The sequence below is a fragment of the Cellulomonas denverensis genome, assembly GCF_012396125.1.
GTDB lineage: Bacteria > Actinomycetota > Actinomycetes > Actinomycetales > Cellulomonadaceae > Cellulomonas > Cellulomonas denverensis.
Genome location: NZ_JAAXOX010000002.1, coordinates 434,884 through 454,075, shown reverse-complemented (window position 1 = coordinate 454,075; position 19,192 = coordinate 434,884). Strand labels below are relative to the sequence as shown.

19 protein-coding genes and 1 pseudogene are annotated in these 19,192 nt (G+C 67.8%); 7 read left to right on the top strand and 13 right to left on the bottom strand.

Features of this window, described 5'->3' with window-relative positions:
- Positions 1-228 precede the first annotated feature (228 nt).
- On the bottom strand, positions 229-1,242 hold the full coding sequence (locus HGA03_RS06150; RefSeq protein ID WP_168629345.1) for a competence protein CoiA family protein: 1,014 nt from the start codon (positions 1,240-1,242) through the stop codon (positions 229-231).
- 27 nt (positions 1,243-1,269) lie between these two features.
- On the opposite strand from HGA03_RS06150, the gene HGA03_RS06145 reads away from it, so the two are divergent.
- Both HGA03_RS06145 and HGA03_RS19290 read left to right on the top strand, forming a co-directional pair.
- Entirely contained in the window at positions 1,270-1,653 is a 384-nt protein-coding gene (locus HGA03_RS06145; protein ID WP_168629344.1) for a hypothetical protein, read from the top strand.
- Positions 1,654-1,892: 239 nt separating this feature from the next.
- Positions 1,893-2,459: a recombinase family protein gene (locus tag HGA03_RS19290; protein ID WP_203767694.1), complete on the top strand. Its 567-nt coding sequence runs from the start codon at positions 1,893-1,895 to the stop codon at positions 2,457-2,459.
- A gap of 450 nt (positions 2,460-2,909) precedes the next feature.
- Here the strand turns inward: HGA03_RS19290 and HGA03_RS06135 are convergent, their stop codons facing one another.
- Positions 2,910-3,536 carry a hypothetical protein gene (locus HGA03_RS06135; RefSeq protein ID WP_168629343.1) on the bottom strand — a complete coding sequence of 209 codons (627 nt, stop codon included), beginning with the start codon at positions 3,534-3,536 and terminating at the stop codon, positions 2,910-2,912.
- Positions 3,537-3,849: 313 nt separating this feature from the next.
- On the opposite strand from HGA03_RS06135, the gene HGA03_RS06130 reads away from it, so the two are divergent.
- Positions 3,850-4,428 carry a hypothetical protein gene (locus HGA03_RS06130; protein WP_168629342.1) on the top strand — a complete coding sequence of 193 codons (579 nt, stop codon included), beginning with the start codon at positions 3,850-3,852 and terminating at the stop codon, positions 4,426-4,428.
- Positions 4,429-5,771: 1,343 nt separating this feature from the next.
- On the opposite strand, the gene HGA03_RS06125 is transcribed toward HGA03_RS06130, so the two are convergent.
- Positions 5,772-6,500 (bottom strand): DUF6338 family protein, encoded by a 729-nt coding sequence (locus HGA03_RS06125; protein WP_168629341.1) that lies wholly within the window; start codon positions 6,498-6,500, stop codon positions 5,772-5,774.
- 814 nt (positions 6,501-7,314) lie between these two features.
- Between HGA03_RS06125 and HGA03_RS19690 the strand changes: the two are divergent.
- The 3 genes and pseudogenes from HGA03_RS19690 to HGA03_RS06115 all read left to right on the top strand — a co-directional run.
- A pseudogene (locus HGA03_RS19690) lies at positions 7,315-7,770 on the top strand (recombinase family protein); the annotation flags it as partial.
- 209 nt (positions 7,771-7,979) lie between these two features.
- Positions 7,980-9,032 (top strand): recombinase family protein, encoded by a 1,053-nt coding sequence (locus tag HGA03_RS18415; protein ID WP_345719351.1) that lies wholly within the window; start codon positions 7,980-7,982, stop codon positions 9,030-9,032.
- 130 nt (positions 9,033-9,162) lie between these two features.
- On the top strand, positions 9,163-10,383 hold the full coding sequence (locus HGA03_RS06115) for a tyrosine-type recombinase/integrase (RefSeq protein WP_168629340.1): 1,221 nt from the start codon (positions 9,163-9,165) through the stop codon (positions 10,381-10,383).
- 4 nt (positions 10,384-10,387) lie between these two features.
- On the opposite strand, the gene HGA03_RS06110 is transcribed toward HGA03_RS06115, so the two are convergent.
- Positions 10,388-10,579 (bottom strand): helix-turn-helix domain-containing protein, encoded by a 192-nt coding sequence (locus HGA03_RS06110; protein ID WP_168629339.1) that lies wholly within the window; start codon positions 10,577-10,579, stop codon positions 10,388-10,390.
- 40 nt (positions 10,580-10,619) lie between these two features.
- Positions 10,620-10,769: a hypothetical protein gene (locus tag HGA03_RS06105; protein WP_168629338.1), complete on the bottom strand. Its 150-nt coding sequence runs from the start codon at positions 10,767-10,769 to the stop codon at positions 10,620-10,622.
- Between the two features lie 312 nt (positions 10,770-11,081).
- On the opposite strand from HGA03_RS06105, the gene HGA03_RS06100 reads away from it, so the two are divergent.
- The gene (locus tag HGA03_RS06100) at positions 11,082-12,224 is read left to right on the top strand and encodes an acyltransferase family protein (protein WP_168629337.1); all 1,143 of its coding nucleotides are present in this window, start codon (positions 11,082-11,084) and stop codon (positions 12,222-12,224) included.
- Between the two features lie 67 nt (positions 12,225-12,291).
- Here HGA03_RS06100 and HGA03_RS06095 read toward each other — a convergent pair whose 3' ends face one another.
- The 8 genes from HGA03_RS06095 to HGA03_RS06060 are packed head-to-tail and all read right to left on the bottom strand — an operon-like array spanning position 12,292 to position 19,190.
- Complete coding sequence (locus HGA03_RS06095) at positions 12,292-14,124, bottom strand: H-type lectin domain-containing protein (RefSeq protein WP_168629336.1); 1,833 nt, start codon at positions 14,122-14,124, stop codon at positions 12,292-12,294.
- A gap of 27 nt (positions 14,125-14,151) precedes the next feature.
- On the bottom strand, positions 14,152-14,643 hold the full coding sequence (locus tag HGA03_RS18410) for a hypothetical protein (protein ID WP_203767738.1): 492 nt from the start codon (positions 14,641-14,643) through the stop codon (positions 14,152-14,154).
- 11 nt (positions 14,644-14,654) lie between these two features.
- Entirely contained in the window at positions 14,655-15,482 is an 828-nt protein-coding gene (locus HGA03_RS06085; RefSeq protein WP_168629335.1) for a D-alanyl-D-alanine carboxypeptidase family protein, read from the bottom strand.
- A 12-nt stretch (positions 15,483-15,494) separates the two neighbouring features.
- Entirely contained in the window at positions 15,495-15,776 is a 282-nt protein-coding gene (locus tag HGA03_RS06080; RefSeq protein ID WP_168629334.1) for a hypothetical protein, read from the bottom strand.
- Positions 15,773-16,213 (bottom strand): hypothetical protein, encoded by a 441-nt coding sequence (locus HGA03_RS06075; protein ID WP_168629333.1) that lies wholly within the window; start codon positions 16,211-16,213, stop codon positions 15,773-15,775. The genes HGA03_RS06080 and HGA03_RS06075 overlap by 4 nt, the downstream gene beginning before the upstream one ends.
- Before the next feature lie 9 nt (positions 16,214-16,222).
- The gene (locus HGA03_RS06070; protein WP_168629332.1) at positions 16,223-16,972 is read right to left on the bottom strand and encodes a hypothetical protein; all 750 of its coding nucleotides are present in this window, start codon (positions 16,970-16,972) and stop codon (positions 16,223-16,225) included.
- Positions 16,969-18,264 carry a hypothetical protein gene (locus HGA03_RS06065; RefSeq protein ID WP_168629331.1) on the bottom strand — a complete coding sequence of 432 codons (1,296 nt, stop codon included), beginning with the start codon at positions 18,262-18,264 and terminating at the stop codon, positions 16,969-16,971. The genes HGA03_RS06070 and HGA03_RS06065 overlap by 4 nt, the downstream gene beginning before the upstream one ends.
- Positions 18,261-19,190, bottom strand: a complete 930-nt coding sequence (locus HGA03_RS06060; RefSeq protein WP_168629330.1) for a hypothetical protein — start codon at positions 19,188-19,190, stop codon at positions 18,261-18,263. Before HGA03_RS06060 ends, HGA03_RS06065 begins: the two co-directional genes overlap by 4 nt.
- Positions 19,191-19,192: the final 2 nt, after the last annotated feature.

Below are 19,192 nucleotides of genomic sequence, written 5' to 3'. Positions count from 1 at the left end.
CCTCCCGACGCGGGCGACACCCCCTCCTGTCACCCATGACACCCCCCGGGGGGGTGACACCGGTGACACCCCCACCCGGACCCACAACCCGTCCCCAAGCGGGGACGGCACGCTTGCCGACCCGATGGCATTGCGCTCCGGTGCCGACGCGTCAGCACTCCGGGCACGGAGGTCGCCGAGACGTGACGTTCTGCTCGACCTGCCAGTGGAACCCGCGTAAATGCCCCTTCACACGGGCTTCGGGGTGGAGCCCCCGGGCGGCAGGACGACTACCTCCAGTCGACGTCTCGTTGCGCTGACGATGCGGTCGCGTTCTGCGTTCGACTGTGCGAAGAGCGTCACCCCCGCGAGCCGGTGTGCCACGTCATCGACTCTGCTCGCGACCGGAGAGATGACCCCCAGGACCTCTTGACCGAAGTGCACCGGCACGCCCATCGCCCACCGAGGGCTGCGCTCCTTGTCGGCGACGACGACTTGCTTGCCACGTTCACGGAGCATCCAGTCGGTGACTGGCCGCCGGAGCTGTTCTTGCCGATCGAGCAGCGCCAGGATGTTCCGCTCGTGCTCGTCGCGAAGTTCATCCTGACGGCGCCGCCAAACGTCACGTCGGTCCTGCGCTCTGGACAGCTCGGCGGCGAGCTGAAGGTAAGCGGGCGTCGTCCACACCCAAGGTCCAATCTCGTCCCTCCGCTGGACCCTGGCGTGGTGTGGGCGAACCTGCCCTCGCAGCACGTACCCGACGAAGGTCGATAGCAGGATCGAGTCGGGTGTTGACCACCTCCCGTGACCGTCGCACGGCCCGCCGCCATGCCCAAAGACGAAGTCGTCGCACCTCTTGGTGTTCATGCACCAGAACGCCTGGAGGCGAGCATGCCCCTCGACGACGCGCAGGCCGTCGTCGTCGCGCTGGATGCGCACACCAGGCGCGCTCCCGAGCCAGGAGGCACGCTTGTCGCTAACCCAGCAGACCGCGACGCCTGCTCGGTTTGGGTTCGCGGTGCGCTCGACGGTCTCATCGGGAGTCTGCCCCGAGAGCTGCGCCTCCCATGCCATCCGCCGCGACGACGCCGGGTGGCTCGCGAGCACGTCAGCACGCCAGCCTTCGCCCGGGACTTCGAGCTGGGCGTCCCAACCGGCGGCTCGGATCGCGTGCGCGAGCTCGACCTTCAGGAGTCTGTGGGCAAGTGATTCACCGCTGAGCGCGCAGTTGCTGTCGAGAGCGTCGTGCGCGAAGTAGCGCATGCGCCTCGGCGCTGGCGAGACCTTCGCATGGACGCCGGCGCCGCAGGCGGGGCATCGGAGTGCGAGTCGCGGTCGCGCACGGTGGACGTTGACCCACTCGATCCCAGGCGCGAGATCGTCCCGTGTGGCGTCGAGCACGACGCCCTCGAACAACGCGCTGAGTGGCACGGGAACTGCATCGGCACGCTCGACGGTCGTCGTGAGCCGAGACGTCGGCGAGGAGGGGTGGCGGTGGACCGTGGCCTCTGCACGCAGCCCACCGCCACCGATCAGCCCTTGCCGAGCGTAGAGCCGGCCTTCGACTTCGCGCCCTTGCTCGAGCCGCTCGACGCGAGCGTCGACCCGGCCTTCGACAGCGCGGCCTTCGACGGCTTCCCCATAGTCATCACCTCCCTCCTCGCGGGGGTCTGACACCAACGACGGTAGGGCGGGGGTCCGACACTGCGTTCCCACAAACGACCGATGTCGTGACAGCCGCTCGACTCGCCCCTCCGTCGGATGATCAAGCGTCAGTACGTGTCCCGGAACTCGTGACCGACTAGAAACTGACCCGGATGGGTCGACCTCACCGTTTGCGGGACTCGGACGGGCCGATTGCGGTACACCGATCGCTGAGCGCCGGCGAACGACCGGTGCAATGGAGGTGACCGGTGGCGCTTCTCGGCTACGCGCGGGTGTCCACCCGCGACCAGGACCCGCAACGGCAGGTCGACGCCCTCGAGACCGCCGGGTGCGACCGCATCTGGGTCGACCACGGCGTGAGCGGGAAGGCAATGTCTCGCCCGCAGTGGGACGAGTTGCTCGCGTACGCGCGCGCCGACGACACGATCGTGATGACTGAGCTCTCCCGCGCCGGGCGAACGATCCGCGGACTCGTCGTCCTCGCCGACGACCTGGCCCAGCGTGAGATCTACCTCCGCTCGCTTACCCAGGGGATCGACACCGGCGCCGGAGCAACGGGGAAACTGCTTGTGGGATTGTTCGCCGCTTTGGCGGAGATCGAGCGCGAGGTACTCGTTGAGCGGACTCTTTCCGGTCTCGCGGCGGCGCGGGCACGTGGTCGCGTGGGTGGGCGCCCGGTTGTGGTCGACGCTGAGCGCCTCGCGGCGGCCCGCCAGTTGATCGACGCGGGACAGTCCGTCGTGTCCGTCGCCCGCACTCTCGGTGTGGGACGGTCGTCGCTATATCGCGCGATCGAACGAGAGCGCGCTCTATGAGCGCAGGTGTCCTCGTGATCACGCACGGTGACATGCCTCAAGCCGGCCATCGAGCACGGTGAGAAGTGCGAAGACGTCGCTGACGTACGTGCGCGTTCCGCGCTCAGTTGCCCCCACCCGCCGCTGGGGCGGCACCGGGTTCTGGGGTGACGCCGGCGACTCCTAGCTCTGAGAGCGGGGCTGTAGGCTCGGAGATTCGGGCGAGCGCCCAGAGTTCGTGTTCGAGGCTGAGCGACGCGATCCTGTCCAGATGAGCCGTTCGGGCTTCGAACGCCTGGTCGGCCGTAGGGGAGCTTCCTTAACTGTGCTGGCAGCTTATCGCTGCCGCAGTTCGCATCGGCCGACGACGCCATCGCGAGCGCTTCGCGATCGACGGACGCGCGCTCGACCGCGCCGAGTATGTGTTGGTCGGCCGGTGGCTGAGCACTTGCTCGCGTCGAGCCAACGAATCTAGCTTGTGGAGTCACCTGGCTCGGCGGAGCCTTCGACTGGCATCCCCTCCGGCCCGACTGCAAGTAGGTCGAACAGCCGGACATCGTGGCCGCGCTGCCGAGCCCGGCAGCAGCGCCCGAACACCATGACGAGTCGCCGAAGCTGGTTGACCTCATCGATGTGCGAGCCGATGACCTGTGACGAGATGCCGACGTCCTGAAGCCGGGGGACGCCCTCAGAACTCTTGATCCTCAACGCGGCAGGAGGGAGCCTCTCCCCGGTGTCGGCGTCCTGCCAGCCGATGCTCCACTCCGCGTGGGCGAGGTCGTTCCGGAACGCAAGATGCTCGTTGACCCGCCGTCGAAGCTGGTTCCGGATCGCCGCCTCATCGGCATCGAGTTTGCCAACCTCGGTCGAGAGCGAGAAGAACGCATCGACGATCGGCTTGGCCGTCATCGACGCGAACAGGACATCGAGCAAACGGTCAGAGATCGGGAACTCGACGTCGACCGGTGCCAGATACGCGCCGATCTGCTGTCGCATGGAGGCGGTCATCTCGGAGAACATCGTGATGTACCCGCCGATGCTCCGGTGCAGGAACATGATGGCGGGGTCTTCGTGGTAACCACGAGGAGCAGCGTTCACGTTCGCAGCGTAGGCGAGCCCGACATCGTGGAGCAGGGATGCGGCTCGCGGCGATGCATGCCCCCGTGCCGATCGATGTCGCCCACGTGGAGTGCTGGTCGCTCGACCTCCCCTTGCGCCGCTGGGCACCCGTGGCGCGCCTGCCGCAAGCCGGGGCGAGATCAGTCGACCCGTACCGAACTGCCTCGACGGGGGTTCGCAGCCCTACTGGGGGTGAGTCGTCGCCATGAAACTCTGCCCGAGCGCGGCCGCGGAGCGGTAGGTTCTAGGATGCGGCGCGAGAAGACGCAGAGGCCGCGCGAGTGGAGGCCCGTTGTTCGTCCAGGAGTACTACAAGGGGATCAGTGGCCTGGGGCCCCTCGATATAGCCAGCATCTTCCGGACCGGTATCTTAAGCAACAATCTGCGGTCGAACCCAAACGCCCCACTCGTGACGCTCCTTCCGATGCTGAGCGAGCCAGCGCTCTACGGTCACGTCACTGACTATGCGACCTACGGCGCCAACAGTCCTTTCGTCTCCCTCACCGCGGGTACCCGCAACCTCGCGAACGCCGGCGGCGCGTTCCGCCCCTTCCGTGCATGGGAGACCGCCGTCCGCTTCGCGACGCGAAACGGAAAGACCGGTGGCGTCGTTTTCGAAGGCTGGGTTATCACTCTCGGCGTCCCATCGTGGCACATTAGCGGCGTGGCCGAGGACATCCGCGACCACCATAGTTACCCACGCTTCAACGCGTTCTGGAAACAAGGCGAGGTAACTGCGAAGCTCCTCGTGCCGCCGATGCAGGTCGTGCGCGCGACGATCCTCGATCTCTCGGGCACGCCGACACGGACCCTGACGAACCCGACCGCCATTCCCGCCGCGCAGCTTTCGAACATTCGAAAGGCGATTTAGGTGGAGAAGTCAATTCGCCCGCTTGGCCTTCGTCGAGACGTTGAAGCACTCAGCGAACAAGTAGAGATTAGGAGCGCCCGTGCGGACGACCCTGCACCCGCGGGCGTCGACGCTGATATCTGGGCCAGGCATCTCGCGACCGCCCATTGGACGCAACTATCGCTTGGCATACTCGGGACTTTCCTTGGACGCCCTGGTGCCCACGAGAACTTGATACAAGCCGAGCGCGGCTTCCGAGCCGTTGGTGATCCATTCTGGCTCGCCTGTGCCCTGCTTGGGCGAACCGCCGGGGGCGGACCGCCTCCAGAGATCGAATCGGAGTCGACTGCCGCAGTCCTCGCCTGGCTAGACGGCGTTAGCAGCGAGGCCGTTGAACGCACGGAGATGTCAATAGCGCTCCGGGCAGACGATGCGGCCACTCTTCTCCATATCATCTGCGCGCGTGAGCAGCTGCCTGTCGAGTTGCTTGCTCGCGCGGTGCAGACGGTCCGATCCACAGACCCGAACGAGGACCGACGCCTGTCCAGTCTCAGGGCAGTCGCCTCGCGGCGACCGTCCGATCCGCAGAATGCGGCAAGTCTGCGTAGTCTGATCTGGGGTGCGATAGCGTCGGGTTCTGGTCCATTTGACCAGGTAGAGGTCGACGACCCGAGGGTTGATCCTGCGACGGTCTTCGACCCCATCACCGTCGCCGCGTGCGTCGCCGTGCTCGAGTTCGGCGATTCCTGGCGATGGCTCACCGATGGACCGATGAGTGAGCCGCGGGGCGGGAGGCAGAGAAGACCCAGGGGGTGGCCGGCGGAGCTGTCACTTGACCTGGGTGAGGACGTCTACCGCAACTACCTGGACCTGCTCCGGCGCCTCCGCGGGAGTCGGAACTGAACTTTCACGCCTAAGCGCGTGAGCCGCTGCTAGGAGCCCGCGGTAGGAGCCCAATACGCCCCGCGCCGCCTCCTCAGGTGTACAGAGGAAGCACCGGGCGAGACGCGCTGCATCGACCCGCCGAGTCCGTCGAGGAATTGGTCGCGGGCGGGACCTGCCGACGTTGGCAACCACGGGCATCGGCATGCTGGACGCCGTCGCCTTCAACGTCGAGGCGCCCCTCGAGATGTCCAAACGTGAAGTCGAGCTCATCCCCTCCGGATCCCAGGTGCTACCCGTTGCTGGACGTGCTGTTGTTCCCAGACGACGAACCGGCACCGCCGGTCGGCTTCCCCGTGGGCGGCGGAGTCGGGCTCGCCGCAGGGATGGGCGAAGCACCGCGCTGGCCCTCCTCGATCCTCACCCGGTTCACGGGCGCCCGCCCACCTTCCACTCGGCGACCAGGCGGCGGGGGTGTGGCGTCACTCATCTGCTTCCTCCTTGATCGGCGCCTCTGGGGCAGATCGGGCGATCCACTCGATGGTGTCACCTGGCGCGAACGAATACCAGAAGCCCAGCGAGTCCTTCACCGGGTCGCCGAACTCGCCGGTGTCCGAGATGCGGTACTGCAACTCCACGAAGATGTCCTGCGGCTCGGGGTACGTGCTGAAGAAGCTGTTCTCCGCGAAGTATCCGCCTAGGAACCTGCCGCCAGCGGTCTCGATCCGCACGAACGTCCCACCACGGTCCGGGAGCGCGAAGTCCCACGCGCGTGGGATCGAGCTGAACCGGCGCACGATCCGCCCGGTGTATGCGGTCCACCCGGCGACTGCTATACGGGCTCGCCGTCCCCGGTTCACGAGCGGAGGGAGTACGCCCTTCGAGGGCGTCTTCCAGACGTGCCCTTGGTGCAGCGTCCAAGCCACCGCCGCGGGGATCGCGAGCCCGAACACGAGGACCGCCAGCGCGGCGCCACGCGGGTTGGCTTGGAGCGCAGTAGCGCCGAGGGTGTCGATCAGCCAGTCGCCTAGCAGCAGGATGTAGACGAGATCGAACACGATCGCGGCGACCAAGCCCTCGCCGATGCGCGACGCGATCGACGTATGAGCGTTTGCCATCCCGCGCGCGTAGCCGCGTGTGCCGGCGTAGGCGATGCCAGGGGTTGCCGCGATCAGGAACGGCCAACCTGTCGCCATCTGGTCGAGATCCACGGTGTTCCTCCTGACTGTCCTCGCCATGGTGGCAGGCGGATGGGTCCCGTAGCACGGTTTCAGCGACTCTGGGTCTCTGTGGGGGCCGAGAGGATGTACAACCGTGAGCGCGGAGCCCACGCCAGGTCAGTTCGGGAGATGAAGGGTAAGCACCGCGGAGCTGGGCGATCCAACCGGACCACACCCGCGGCGCAACTGCGCGATTCGGTGGGTTTGTACGGTCCCGGACACCGCCGCTTCTAGGTGCCCGGGTGCGGCTTTCACGGGTGGCGTCGAGCGCGGCAGGTGCCGACGACGCCCTTGATCCGGCGCGGTGATCGCTGTCCCGGCTCGGAGCCACTGGCGTGGGCGGAATGAGCAGCGAAGTCGGCATGCACTGCTGGCGTCGCCACCGCGACGCCCAACTCGCGAATGAAGCACCCTGGCCGAACTGCGCGAGCCCAGCGCCCATCGCCTTGACCGTCAGATTCGCGCAGTCGCCGGGCCAGCGACACAATGGCTCGAGCCGCACGGATACGGCACCCCCCTGCTCACATTCGACGCTTGGGCGCCCCGTTTAGCACGCCAGCGTGCCAATAAGGCACCTGCCGCACTCACCCCTCGCAATCGTGTGGGACCGATGTGATGTGATTGCTTTATGCCTGCGAAGCACCCCACGGCCGGTCGACGCTGATGAGCGAGGCAAGGCGACAACTGGCCCCCGTTCTCCCGTTCCACCCCGCGGACCCGATCCGAGTGACGCTTCCAACCGTCAAGGACGGCGACCGTCCCCCCGCCGTCGCGCGCGCCTTGGTTGCGCTGCTGGTCGCAGTACATGCGCGCGATCTCGCCGGTACGGTCGACGCTGCCAGCGACCTGGCGGCGTGAGGGAGTCAGCATGGATCTTGCGTTCTACGGCCGGTGCTCCACCGAGGACACCCAGGACCCCGCGGCGTCACGCGCCTGGCAGGTCAGACGGGCACGCGACCTGGTGGAACCACTCGGCCACCGCATCGTCACGGAGTACTTCGATGTAGGCGAGTCGCGCAGCATCCCATGGAAGCGTCGTCCCGAAGCGTCACGCCTCCTCCAGGACCTCACGAGCTCAACCCGAGCGTTCGACGGAGTTGTCGTCGGTGAGCCGCAGCGCGCGTTCTACGGGAACCAGTTCGGCCTGACCTTTCCCCTGCTCACCCACCACGGGATCGCGCTGTGGGTACCAGAGGTTGGTGGGCAGGTAGACCCTGACTCGGAAGCTCACGAGATCGTCATGGGGCTGTTCGGTGGCATGGCAAAGGGTGAGCGAAACAGGGTCAAGACGCGCACCAAGACTTGGATGCATGAACTCGCGGCCACAACCGACCGGTACCTCGGAGGACGTCCTCGGTACGGCTACACGCTGGCGGACGCTGGACCACACCCCAACCGTTCGAAGGCGGCAGCCGGGCAGCGCGCACATCGCCTGAAGCCGGATCCAGTTACCGCGCCCCACGTGGGCGCATCTTCGACCTCTACCTTGCCGGCCATGGTTTCCGTGCCATCGCTCAGCTCCTCACCGACGACAACATCCCCTCTCCGTCGGCTCACGACCCCAGCCGGAACTCCCATCGTGATCTGCGCGGCTGGTCGCACGGGACGGTGCGGGCGATCGTCGCCAACCCTGTCTACACGGGCGTACGCGTGTGGGGGAAGCAGGAGAAGTTCGAAGAGCTGATCGACACAGACGACGTCGGTGCGGGCAACGTCACCCGGATGCGGTGGCGTGATCGGGACTCCTGGGTGATTCCAGTAGGGGGACCGACACACGAAGCGCTCGTCTCCGATGACGTCTTCGCCGCTGCACAGAAGCGCCTATCGGGCGGCCCAACGCGATCCCGCTCGACGAAGCCGCGGGAGAGCCTCCACGCGTACCCGCTCCGCGGACTGTTGTTCTGCGCCTGCGGCACGCGGATGCAGGGATCGTTCCGTGCTCCGAGCCGCACTCTCTACCGATGTGAGCTTGGCAAGATGCGCTCGATCCCTGCTGAGCTCGCCGACCACCCCAAGACCGCGTACCTGAACCAGGCCGACGTCCTACCGACGTTGGACGGCTGGATCGCTGAGACCTTCGGCGACCCACGGTGGCTCGCCGATGAGCAGGAAGCCTCATCGGAGCCTTCCGAGCTCGTCTCGCTCCGTGTCCAGCAGCGCGAGGTCGAGGCCGCACTTGGCAACCTCATGAGCGTGCTGGAGCGCGGGTTAACCTCGGACGCTGTTCTCGCCCAGGTACGGCGACGAGAGGCGGAGCGAGCATCGCTCGCTGCTCAGATCGCCGCCGTGACGCGCCCCACTCGCCCGTTCAGCGACCGTGAGATGTCTGCTCTCATCGAACGGGTCGGCGGGATCGCGTCTGCCCTCACGCGTGCGACTGACTCCGAACGTTCAGCCCTGTACACGACGATGGGCCTGCGGTTGGAGTTCCAACCACAGGCCCAGATCGTGTCAGCGACGCTCGACCTGGGGTCGTGTCGCTGGCTGTGTCCGGAGGGGGACTTGAATCTCCTACCCGGGTAGAATTGAGCTGCGAGGACGCGAGTGATCCGCGTGATTCCGGCTATTGGCAGAGCGAACGGGCGCATCGGGCGAGCCGTCGACGTGGACAAGTGTTGACGCGGTCAACACCCGAGAGTGACAGGATGGGACCATGGCGACGATCAGGACTCGGGAGCGGAAGCGCCCGCGGGAGGGCCAGTCCGCGACCGCGCACCAGGTCCTGTTCCGGGTGGAGGGCAAGCAGACTTCCGAGACGTTCGACGACCGCCGGGCGGCGGAACGCTTCGCCCGCTTGATCGACGACATCGGGCCCGCCGAGGCGCTGGAGGTCCTGGCGGAGTGGGATCAGGTCGACACCGTGGAGCGAGCGCAGACCGTTGCCGCATGGGCCTCGGAGCACGTCGAGGGCATGTCCGGCGTCGGCGCCGGCTACAGGGACAAGTGCCGGGCCTACATCCGCAACGACTTCACGTCGATCGCCGAACTGCCGTTGCGAGCCCTCACCCCGGAGCGGGTGTCCCGCTGGGTGAATGCACTAGAGAAGGCCGGGCAGTCCGGGAAGACGATCAGGAACAAGCACGGCTTCCTCTCGGCTGTGATGCGCCATGCGGTCCGGGCAGGGCTGGTGGACTCCAACCCGTGCGAGGGGACCAGGCTCCCGCGGACAGTCTCCGAGCCGATGACGTTCCTCACGCCGGAGGAGTACGCGGAGTTCCTGACCTACTTCACCCCGGCCTGGCAGCCGCTCGTGGCAACCCTGTTCGGCACTGGCGCTCGGTTCTCCGAGGCGACCGCCCTGACGGTGGCAGACGTCGATCTCGTCGCCGGGTCGCTCTCGATCACGAAGGCGTGGAAGGACAACGGCAAGCGCATCGGACCGCCGAAGTCGCGGCGCTCGGTGCGCACCCTGTCTCTGGCTCCGGAGACGGTGGAGATACTGCGCCCTCTAGTCGAGGACGCACCGGGAGACCGGCTGTTGTTCACCAACGCGCTGGGGAAGGCCGTGCGGCTGCAGACCTTCCACGACAACGCCTGGCAGCCCGCGGTGCGGCTGGCGAACGGTGAGCCTGGGCAGGCTCCTGGACCGACGGCGAAGCGGGTGTCGCGCCGGCGCGATGCCTCCGGGAAGGTGATTGAGCCGGCAAAGGTCGCCCTCGGGAAGCGTCCCCGCGTCCACGACGCGCGCCACTCGTGCGCCAGTTGGTTGCTGGCTGCCGGCGCCCCGCTCAACGTCGTGCAGGCGCACATGGGCCACGAGTCGATCACGACGACCACGTCCGTCTACGGGCACCTCTTGCCGTCTGCCCGCAGTGCAGTCGCGAACGCATTGTCGGCCGCCCTCTCGCCCGCGCACCCGCAGATCGAGTCCTGAGCGCTCAGTCCCAGTCCGGCAGCCCGGCGGCGATGTCGTCGAGGTCGGACCGGCGGAACCGCTTCATGCCGTCGAGGCGTACCGGAATGACCACGCCCTTGGCCTGCAGCTCGTCCAGCTTGCGCGGCGAGACCGCGAGGTACTCGGCGGCGTCCTCACGCCGCAGCAGCGCGGGCGGGTAGCTCGGAGATCGCATGACGCCAGTGTGTAGGCCCGCGCGTCAGTACGCAGGGCACTCAGCACGCCCACCGCAGCTCGTCCGGCATCCCGGCCGGCACCGACGCGCGACCCCACTGGGTGACGTCGGTGCACCCCTCGGCGACGAGCGCACCGCAGGAGCAGGTCCACACGGTGTGCGAGTGCTCCGGGGTGCAGGAGCAGAACATGGTGCCTTCGCGGGGGCGCCAGGGCCCGAAGGTTGGCCACCCCCAGCCGCAGGCGGGGCAGTAGGGCGGGGGCACGCGGAGGTAGCCCTTCCGCGTGCGCACCCAGCGGTCGGGGTCGTGCACCAGCGCAGTTTGCGCCGAAGGTGCGACATCGGCGATTCAGGCGGCTCAGGGGAGCGCCGGCCACCACTCGCCGCCGTCGTCGCGAATCACGTCGGCCCACTGCTCGATCAGGTCGTCCATCAATGCAGTCTGACGCCCTGCTCCAGCGTTGTGCGGGACGGGCAAAATCTGTGGATAAGGTGTGCGACTGTGACTGCGACGACGGCCATCCCGGTGGCGCCCAACCGCATCGGCGCGCTGGACGGCCTCCGTGGCGTAGCTGCAGCGGGGGTTGCGTTCTTCTACCACTACCAGCACTTCCGGCCCGACGTGCTGCCGTTCGCGCGGCGCGCGTACTGGCTGCACCACTACGGCAACTCGCTGGTCGAGCTGTTCTTCGTGATCAGCGGGTTCGTGTTCTGCCACGTGTACCTCCGGCGAGTCTCCTCAGGGTCGATCTCATTCGGCCGGTTCGCCGCCCTGCGCTGGTCGCGCCTGTATCCGCTGCATCTGGTGACACTGGTCGTCGTCGCAGCGCTGCAGCCTCTGTACCGAGCACTCAACGGCGGCTACTTCGTCTACCCGACCAACGACGTGTACCACTTCCTGCTCAACCTCGGGTTTGTCCAGAACGGCCTGCTGGAGACGAGGTTCTCCTTCAACGGCCCGTCATGGTCGGTTGCCGTCGAGATCGTCGCGTACGTGCTGTTCTTCGCGGTCGCGGTGCGCGTGACGTCCCCGGGCGTCCGGACCGGGATGTTCGCACTCTTGGTTGTGCTCGGCCTGCGACTGAGTGCGAACGAGACCGTGCTCGTCGGTCCGGTGTTCAACTGGCAGATCGGTCAAGTGCTCGTGGGCTTCTTCATGGGGTGTCTCGTCTACACCTTGCATGAATGGGCGCGAGCTGCCGGTTGTCGAGGGCTTCTCGCCGGTGTGGCCGTCATCGGGCTGGTTGTCCTCGCCGCGATCGGGACCCTTCGGGGGCACGAAGCGTTTGGGCGAGAGCACTCGGTCTACACTCTTGCGATCTGGCCGTTGCTGGTGATCGCAGTCCTGAACCTCCGCCCGATGTCCGCAATGCTGAGTTGGCGCCCGTTCGCCTACCTCGGATCGCTGTCCTATGCGATCTACATGTGCCACTTCCCAGTGCAGCTCGCCTTCGTGACGCTCGACTCGGCTCTCGGCTGGAACCTCAACTACAGCTCACGCCTGGTGTTCGCGGCGTATGTGGTCGGCACGTTCGCTGTGGCCGCCCTGGCGCACAAGTTCCTGGAGATGCCCGCGCAGCGGTGGCTTCGGAGCGTCACCGCCGCGGGGGCGGCGTCGGAACCACGGCGCACGCGCCGCCATTGACCTCTGAGGACGCCAAAGCGCCCCGCCCTCCCGAGGGAGAGCGGGGCGCAGGCGTGTGCGGCGTCCGTCAGGGGATGAGGCCGAGGGCGACCCATTCGACTCCCGCAGTGCCGGTGAAGTTCGCGGAGGCGACGTATCGGACCTGGAAGCCGGTGGTGGTGATGGCCACGGCGTTGGCGGAGACGCGCGCCCCGGAGCTGTTGATCGGGGTCGTGACCAGGACGGTGGGTGCCGCGAGGAACGTCACGCCGAACGGGAGGACGGCGCTGGATTGCAGCGAGGTGGTGGGCGTCGCCACGGTGGTCGAGCCGCGGACGATAACCAAGCGCCCGGCGGGTGTAGTGCGTCCGGCTTCGTCGACCTTGAACATCCCGCGGCTGACGATGTGCTTGGTGAGCCAGCCCAGGCCGGCGCACATGGAGACCCACTGTTCGCGACCGTTGTAGTAGTCCTCGTTGGCAGCCTGGTAGACCTGCCCGGTGGTTGAGCGGGCCTGCATGGTCTGGACTGCATCGAGGTGGAGTCCGGCCCAAGTGGCGCCGTTCGGGGTGACCGCGCGGTCCAGACCCATGACCGAGACCATGACGTCGAAGGCGGCCTTGTCGGCCACCCGGGTGGACAGCCCGGCGCCAGACCAGTCGTTGCCCTGTGGGTAGTACAGGTTCGCCGACCCGGTGACGTAGATCGTGCCGCCGGGGGAGTTGAAGCCCTCGCCGGTGGTGAAGTTGCGCTGGACGAGCGACGCCCACACGCGGTCGACGCCATGCAGCACGGAGCGGGGGGTGATGTTCCCTGTCAGGGACGCTGTGATCGCCCCGTCGAAGCTGAGGGTGGCGGCGGCCATGTAGTCGGGGTGGACGATGTCATGGTTGATCACGGTGCCGTCGGCCTTGACGTTCCACCCGTCCACGAAGTCTCCGAGGGCTCGCCCGTCGATGGGGGTGGGGTCGTTCTGGTCGACAGGCTGGGACCACGCAGCGGCGTCGAACGCGATCGCCTTGGCCCGCCACCAAGGAGCGTGCGGGTGGTCGGGCAGCATGGCGGCGGCCAGGTGCCAGATCATCGCCCACCAGGCGTTCTCCTCGGCCCCGGAGTTCCCGGGGCGGGCTTCGACGCCGGCGGCGGTCATCCAGAACGCGGGGAACTGTTGGTAGGGGTTATCGGCCTCATCGACCACCATGTTGACCACGAGCTGCTTGTCGCCGTCGGACAGGTGATCCCACATCAGCCAGGCTGCGTGCCCTGTCTGGGCTGCCCAGAGCGCGGACTGCCACACCCGTCCCCATCCACCCGGCATGTTGGACGAGTGCCGGTAGGCCAACGACCGGACCCACCGCACGATGCGTGCCGCGCCCTGGGTCGGGGTCAGCCCGATGATCGAGGTGTCCCAGTGTCCGGTGAACATTACCGCCGATGCTCCGTAGGCGGCGCACGCGGAGGGCCGGATCGCGGACTCCACGACGTCCCCGAAGTCGAGGTAGTCCGCCGCATCCTGGGGCGCCCATGTGGCCGTCCACCACGTGTTCAGGTTGTACTTGGTGTTCAGCCGCAGGATCGACAGGAGCTTGGCGCCCATCGTGTCCGCGGCGGGGTCGGTGCCCGCAGTCGAGACGGTGGGGCGCTGCACGGACTCCCAGAGGGTTTGCCCAGAGGCCACTAGGGCGCGGATCTGCTGGCCGGTGGCGGTGTCCGGGTCGGAGACCAGCCCGGAGACCATGCCGTCGACCGTGGCCCCGGCAGCGATCGCGGCGGCGGCCTCCCGCGCATCGACCGCCTGCCCGGCCGCGATGGTCGCGGCGTTGGCCTGAGCCGTGATGTAGGCGCTGTTCTTGCGCAGGTTCGCCGCGTTCAGCGGGGTCGCGGTGGACGGGAAGTCCTCCCAGTCGACGGGCTCGGTCACGGCGGCCTCCTGCCTCTCGTGTGGTGGTCAGCCCGCGGTGCGGGTGTTGACGATCTCGGGCATGTCGAGGGCTGCGAGGTCGTGGATCACGTAGTCCGCATCACCCTCGTCGGTGTCGGTGATGGTGATGGGGAGGCCAGTGATCGACCCGGTGGCTGCGGTCATGGTGGTCACGCTCGCGGCGCCGTCCGAGGTGGTCTTTGCGTAGGTCGGGGCGGCGGCCGAGCCGAGGACCAGGCGGGTGATCCAGTCCGGAAGATACGGCTCGATCTTGCGCCAGAGCACGTACCAGACCGCGATCACCGCGGCGGTGACGGCGGCGATCGCGGCGTCGCCGGACAGCCAGTCGGACACGGCGGCTCCGACCCCTCCGGGCAGCAGCGGGGTCAGCCACGCCAGGAGTTGGGCGACGAGAGTGCCCCAGAGCACGGGGATTACGGTGCGCAGGTAGGAGGCGCCGCGGTCACCGAGGTTGGTAGCGCCGGTGGGCTCGGCCGTGACGGGCCGGGTGTGGGACATAGGGGTCTCCTTCACTTGATCAGGACGAGGCCGGCCAGGGTCCCGGTGGGCTGCCACTCGATGATGTCGAGCTGTCCGCGGGCCCGGTGGTAGGCCAGGGCGCGGGAGTTCAGGTGGAGCTTGGTGCCGTTCGCCCAGTTCACGAGGTAGAAGTGCTGGCCCTTGGACTTGTCCAGGGGGGTGTCCTGGATCGGGACGCCGATGATCTCGGTGGTGGTGTCGAGCTTGGCGACGATCTGGGTCAGAAGGGCGACGGACTCGGCTGCGGACATGGGGTCCTCCTCGATGGGGTCGGGTGCGATCAGGTCCGGGGCGGCCGGGACGGCGCCGGTGATGGCGGTGTCGTTCGAGGTGGCCTCGGCTGGGCCGGTGTAGGTCCAGTGCCACGCCTCGCCCACGGACCGGCCCTCGGTGTTCGACCAGTCCAGGGGAACGGCGATGGCGGAGAGCTGCTTGTAGCGGGTCCCGTCGAAACCACCCAGTCCGGTGATGTCGACGGCGATTCCGAGGCCGTGGTTCGAGGTGCCCGGGACGGCCGCAGCCGCGGTGCCGGGCTTGCGGTAGTAGGCCACCCCGTTCCAGACTCGGCGGTCGACCTTCCCGGTGGCATACTGCACGTAGCTCGTCTGGTAGCGGGCGCGGAAGGTCGCCTCCTGCACCGCGTGGGAGCGGTAGGCGTCGGAGATCCCGGTCGGGGCGGGGTACCAGCCGTATGCGGCGAACACCGCCTGGCGAAGCTGCTCCCATGCCGCGGCCGGGCCGGATCGCAGCCGAGCGCCAGCCATCCCGGTGATCGACGCCAGGATCGAGTCGGGGAGCCGGCCGTTGGTGTAGGCCATGGGGTGACCTCCTCAGGCGGTGGTGAGTCCCTCGGGCCAGGGCGGGACATCCTCGCCGGCCTCGTCGAGCAGGGAGCGCAGTTGGTGGATGTAGTCGTCGCGGATCCGCTCTCGCCGCTCGGAGGCGGCGAGGCGACGGTCGGAGGCGTCGAGGCGTTCGCGCAGTTCGGACAGGTCGGCACGTAGGTTCGTGTCGCGGTGAGAGCGCCGGGTGAAAGTTGCGGTGATGGTGGTGCCGATCACGAGGGCTGCGGCACCGACGACCGCGACGATGATGGACGGGTCGACGGTCACCGGCCCTCCCCAGGTGCGGGGTTGATCAGCCGACCTGCAGCAGCGGTCGCGCCGGCCATCGCCAGATAGAGCAAGGCGATCACCCACTGGCGGGACGGGACGTCGTCAAACGCCCAGCCGAGCAGGTACGTGACGCCCCAGCAGGCGAGCATCCCCGCGGCGGCAGAGAACGCGGCCACGTCGGCTCCGACCCTGGTGCGGCGGGTGTGCTTCGTCCGGAACGCTCCGGCCATGCACAGAGCCCCGGTGACCGCCCACAAGGTCGCGTACAGCGGCAGCGGGACAACCTCTTCTAGCACATCGAGCCCGACCGGCAGCGGCACACCCGATGTTCCCGGCGGCAGGCAGGAGGCGACCTGCGCGGCACACAGGAACGCCATGCACAACAGGAAGCTGCCCCGCGGTCCGTTCAGGCGTCGGATCACACGATCGGGCATGGGGTCTCCTCACCGGAAGAAGATGGCGAACCCCGTGACGGTTGCCGTGTTGGCGGCCTGTGCCGCCTCGTTCACAGCGGTCGCCACCTGGCATTCGAGCGCGATCGTCCCGCCCGACAACCCCGTCAGTGTTCGGCTGTGCGCCACGCTGGACGAACCCACGAGGTTCGCGAGGTTGATGAGCTGGGCACCGTACTGCCCACCAATTCCGGCCCGAATGTCGAACCGGTTCGAAGATGTGGGCGATTGATAGGTCACCGAGGCCGAGGCGAACACCAGTGCCTGCGAATACCCTGACGGAACCGCGATCGTCGTTGATGCCTTGGTCTGGAACACTCCGGATCCGCCGTTGACGATCCAGCCCATTGCCGTGCCAGGCGCGGCGATGGCAGAGGTCACCGGGTTGGACAGAGCGGCGTTCGTGATCGACCCGTTCGGCACTGCGAGGTCGCCGGAGAACACCGCGTTACCCGTGACATTCATGGCCCCGCCGATGTTGGCCGTGCCGGTGGTCGACAAGGTTCCACCGAAGCTGGCCGACCCCGTCGAACTCAGGTCGCCCTCGATGGTCAGGGAGGACGCGATGCGCATGCCAGCCTCGGTGAGGTAGATCCCGGCGGTGCGCAGGAGGTTCGAGGTCGATTCGCGCAGATCGGCGGAGAGCCCCTGGAGCTTGCCGACGAGCTGCTTGACACCATCGGTCTCGGTTCGGGGGAACTCTGTGGACGCCGGCGCCCGGCCGGTCCATGCGTCGATCATCGCGCCTCCATCATCGGGGCCAGGGTGAGCTTGACAGCCTCGCCGAGGTCGCCAGAGAAGCCGAGGATCCGGGTGCGGTAGAACGCGCCGTCGCCCACCGCGAGCAGCAGGGACAGCAGTGGGTGTGTGGCCGGGACCCAGACCTTGGCCCAGTCCCCGGGCCGGTACTGACCGAGCTGAGGGCCGGCGGGCGCGCCCGCGGTGTTCGTCGGGCGGGCGATGACCTCGCAGGACCATGTCTGCATCGGCCGCAGCACCGCCCGCAGGTTCCCTGTTGCCCAGGAGTCAGCCGTGGCCTGGTGTTCGATCGAAGACCGCGCTTCGGATACCTCCATCAGCGGGAACCCCACGTCGCGCAGGTCGCCCTCGCCGATCTGTGTGGGCTCTCGACGGGCCATCAGTAGCGCCTCGTCCATGCCGGCGCCGGTGACCCAGGATCGCTGGGCCAGGGCGGTGGCATCCCGGGACACCGACAGTCCCGACACGCCTCCCTGGGCTGCGCTGGCGTCCCAGACCCAGTCGTCCCCGGCCTGGTAGAGCATCGGCTGAGCTTCGGTTCCGACTCGCATCCGCCACCGGATGCCAAGCCGATCGGTGGTGAGGTAGGGCTCGAATGTGATGTCCGGGCCGTTCTGGACATCCATGAGCTGGTCGAGGCGAGTGAGCACGGTAGCCAGCTCGTGACCGCGGTAGGTGCGGGTGTGGTCCGCGTCGTCGGCCGCGGTCTCATCGTCCGGGAGGTCGATCGGCAGCCCCCCGCCAGAGTGGGACATCGCCAGCGCGACCAGTCGCTTGGCGATCGTGCCGAGCGAGAGACCGGAGTAGGTGACCGACCAGGACGCCCACCCGGAAGCCAAGACGCCCATGACGTACCGGTGGTTGAACAGACTGCGCAACCCCAGCGCCTTGACCTTGAGGATGCCGCGGCTGTCCGTGTAGTCCCAAGCCCAGATCGGACCGGCCTCGACAACGATGTCGTCTTCGAGGATCGCCATGAAGCACCGGGCGGGCTCGATCGCGGACAGGAACTCCGAGCGCAGGCCATCACCCGGCCGCCACACCGGCGTCGCCGCCTCGGGGAATGTCTCGTCCGAGGGGTACAGGCCCGGCATGCCGGGGTAGAGCCCGCCGAACCACTCGCGCTCCAAGTTGCGGAAGTCCTCGGCCTGGATCGGGATGTCGACGGAGATCTCTCCGGTGCCGCGGTGCTGCACCGACCAGGAGGCGCCCGAGACTGGGATCTGCGTGATCCGGCGCCCGGTGCGCAGCTCACCGACGAGGATCGACCTCACCGGTAGAACCGCACCTTTGCCGTGATGATCGTGTTGTTGGAACCTGCGACCCGGATCACGCCGCCGGTCGCGTTGCGACGGGCCTGGAAGACCAGAGGCAGGCTCGCCCCCGGGGACACCGTGTGAGTCGAGGACATCACCCAGGACCCATACCCGCCCGCGGGGTTGTACGGCCCGCGGATCGCCGTGCCTTGCGTGGCCCCGACCTTGGTGCGGAACCATGCCGCGGACACGTCAGGGGAGGAGTAGGTCATCGCGTTCACCTCGATGACCACGTCGACCCGGGTGGCCCAGGACGGGACGTTCAGGGTGGCTAGGGTCAGCCAGTCGACCCAGGCGTTGGCCGCGCCGGTCATGTCGACGTTGGCCTCGGAGGAGTACTGGATCGTCAGCGGTGCGGACTCGATCGGCTCGGCGGCCTCGGCAGTCTGCTGGATCGAGTTCCCCGTCGAGGACGTCGACGTCGCTGAGGACGTCATCGTGTTGCGGGCCAACTCCAGCGCGCCGGCCGGCAGTGTTGGCGGCTGTGGGGACGACGCGGGGGTGCCCTTGCGGACCGCGAAGTAGGGCTGGCTAGTGGTGTCCGCGTTCTCCCCGTTCGACGGGTGCAGGCCGTAGATGATGTCGACCCGCGAGACCCCCGACCCTGGCGCGGACAGCGAGGTGCCGTCGTCGGCAGTCGAGACCGTCACCGGGCCGTCGTTGCCCCACAGGTGCACCCCGTCCGAGCTGCCACGCGAGGACACGAGGTTGCAGCGGCCCACCTGATAGGCCCACCCGGCGGTGCCAGAGACCAGAGGGCTGTCTGCCCCAGGCAGGACACCCGCGCCCGTGACCAGACCGGCCAAATCCTTGCGGACCTCGATCGGCTCGGTACCCGACCCGTCGTTCTCCAGAGGCGCCCCGATGCTGCGGAAGGCCGTCATCC

What these genes read in the sequence shown, in the direction of transcription:
- HGA03_RS06150 (WP_168629345.1), bottom strand. Translation starts at nt 1,242, where the DNA reads ATGCGCTACTTCGCGCACGACGCTCTCGACAGCAACTGCGCGCTCAGC.
- HGA03_RS06145 (WP_168629344.1), top strand. Translation starts at nt 1,270, where the DNA reads ATGGACGCCGGCGCCGCAGGCGGGGCATCGGAGTGCGAGTCGCGGTCG.
- HGA03_RS06115 (WP_168629340.1), top strand. Translation starts at nt 9,163, where the DNA reads ATGGCGACGATCAGGACTCGGGAGCGGAAGCGCCCGCGGGAGGGCCAG.
- HGA03_RS06110 (WP_168629339.1), bottom strand. Translation starts at nt 10,579, where the DNA reads ATGCGATCTCCGAGCTACCCGCCCGCGCTGCTGCGGCGTGAGGACGCC.
- HGA03_RS06105 (WP_168629338.1), bottom strand. Translation starts at nt 10,769, where the DNA reads ATGTTCTGCTCCTGCACCCCGGAGCACTCGCACACCGTGTGGACCTGC.
- HGA03_RS18410 (WP_203767738.1), bottom strand. Translation starts at nt 14,643, where the DNA reads ATGTCCCACACCCGGCCCGTCACGGCCGAGCCCACCGGCGCTACCAAC.
- HGA03_RS06085 (WP_168629335.1), bottom strand. Translation starts at nt 15,482, where the DNA reads ATGGCCTACACCAACGGCCGGCTCCCCGACTCGATCCTGGCGTCGATC.
- HGA03_RS06075 (WP_168629333.1), bottom strand. Translation starts at nt 16,213, where the DNA reads ATGCCCGATCGTGTGATCCGACGCCTGAACGGACCGCGGGGCAGCTTC.
- HGA03_RS06070 (WP_168629332.1), bottom strand. Translation starts at nt 16,972, where the DNA reads ATGATCGACGCATGGACCGGCCGGGCGCCGGCGTCCACAGAGTTCCCC.
- HGA03_RS06060 (WP_168629330.1), bottom strand. Translation starts at nt 19,190, where the DNA reads ATGACGGCCTTCCGCAGCATCGGGGCGCCTCTGGAGAACGACGGGTCG.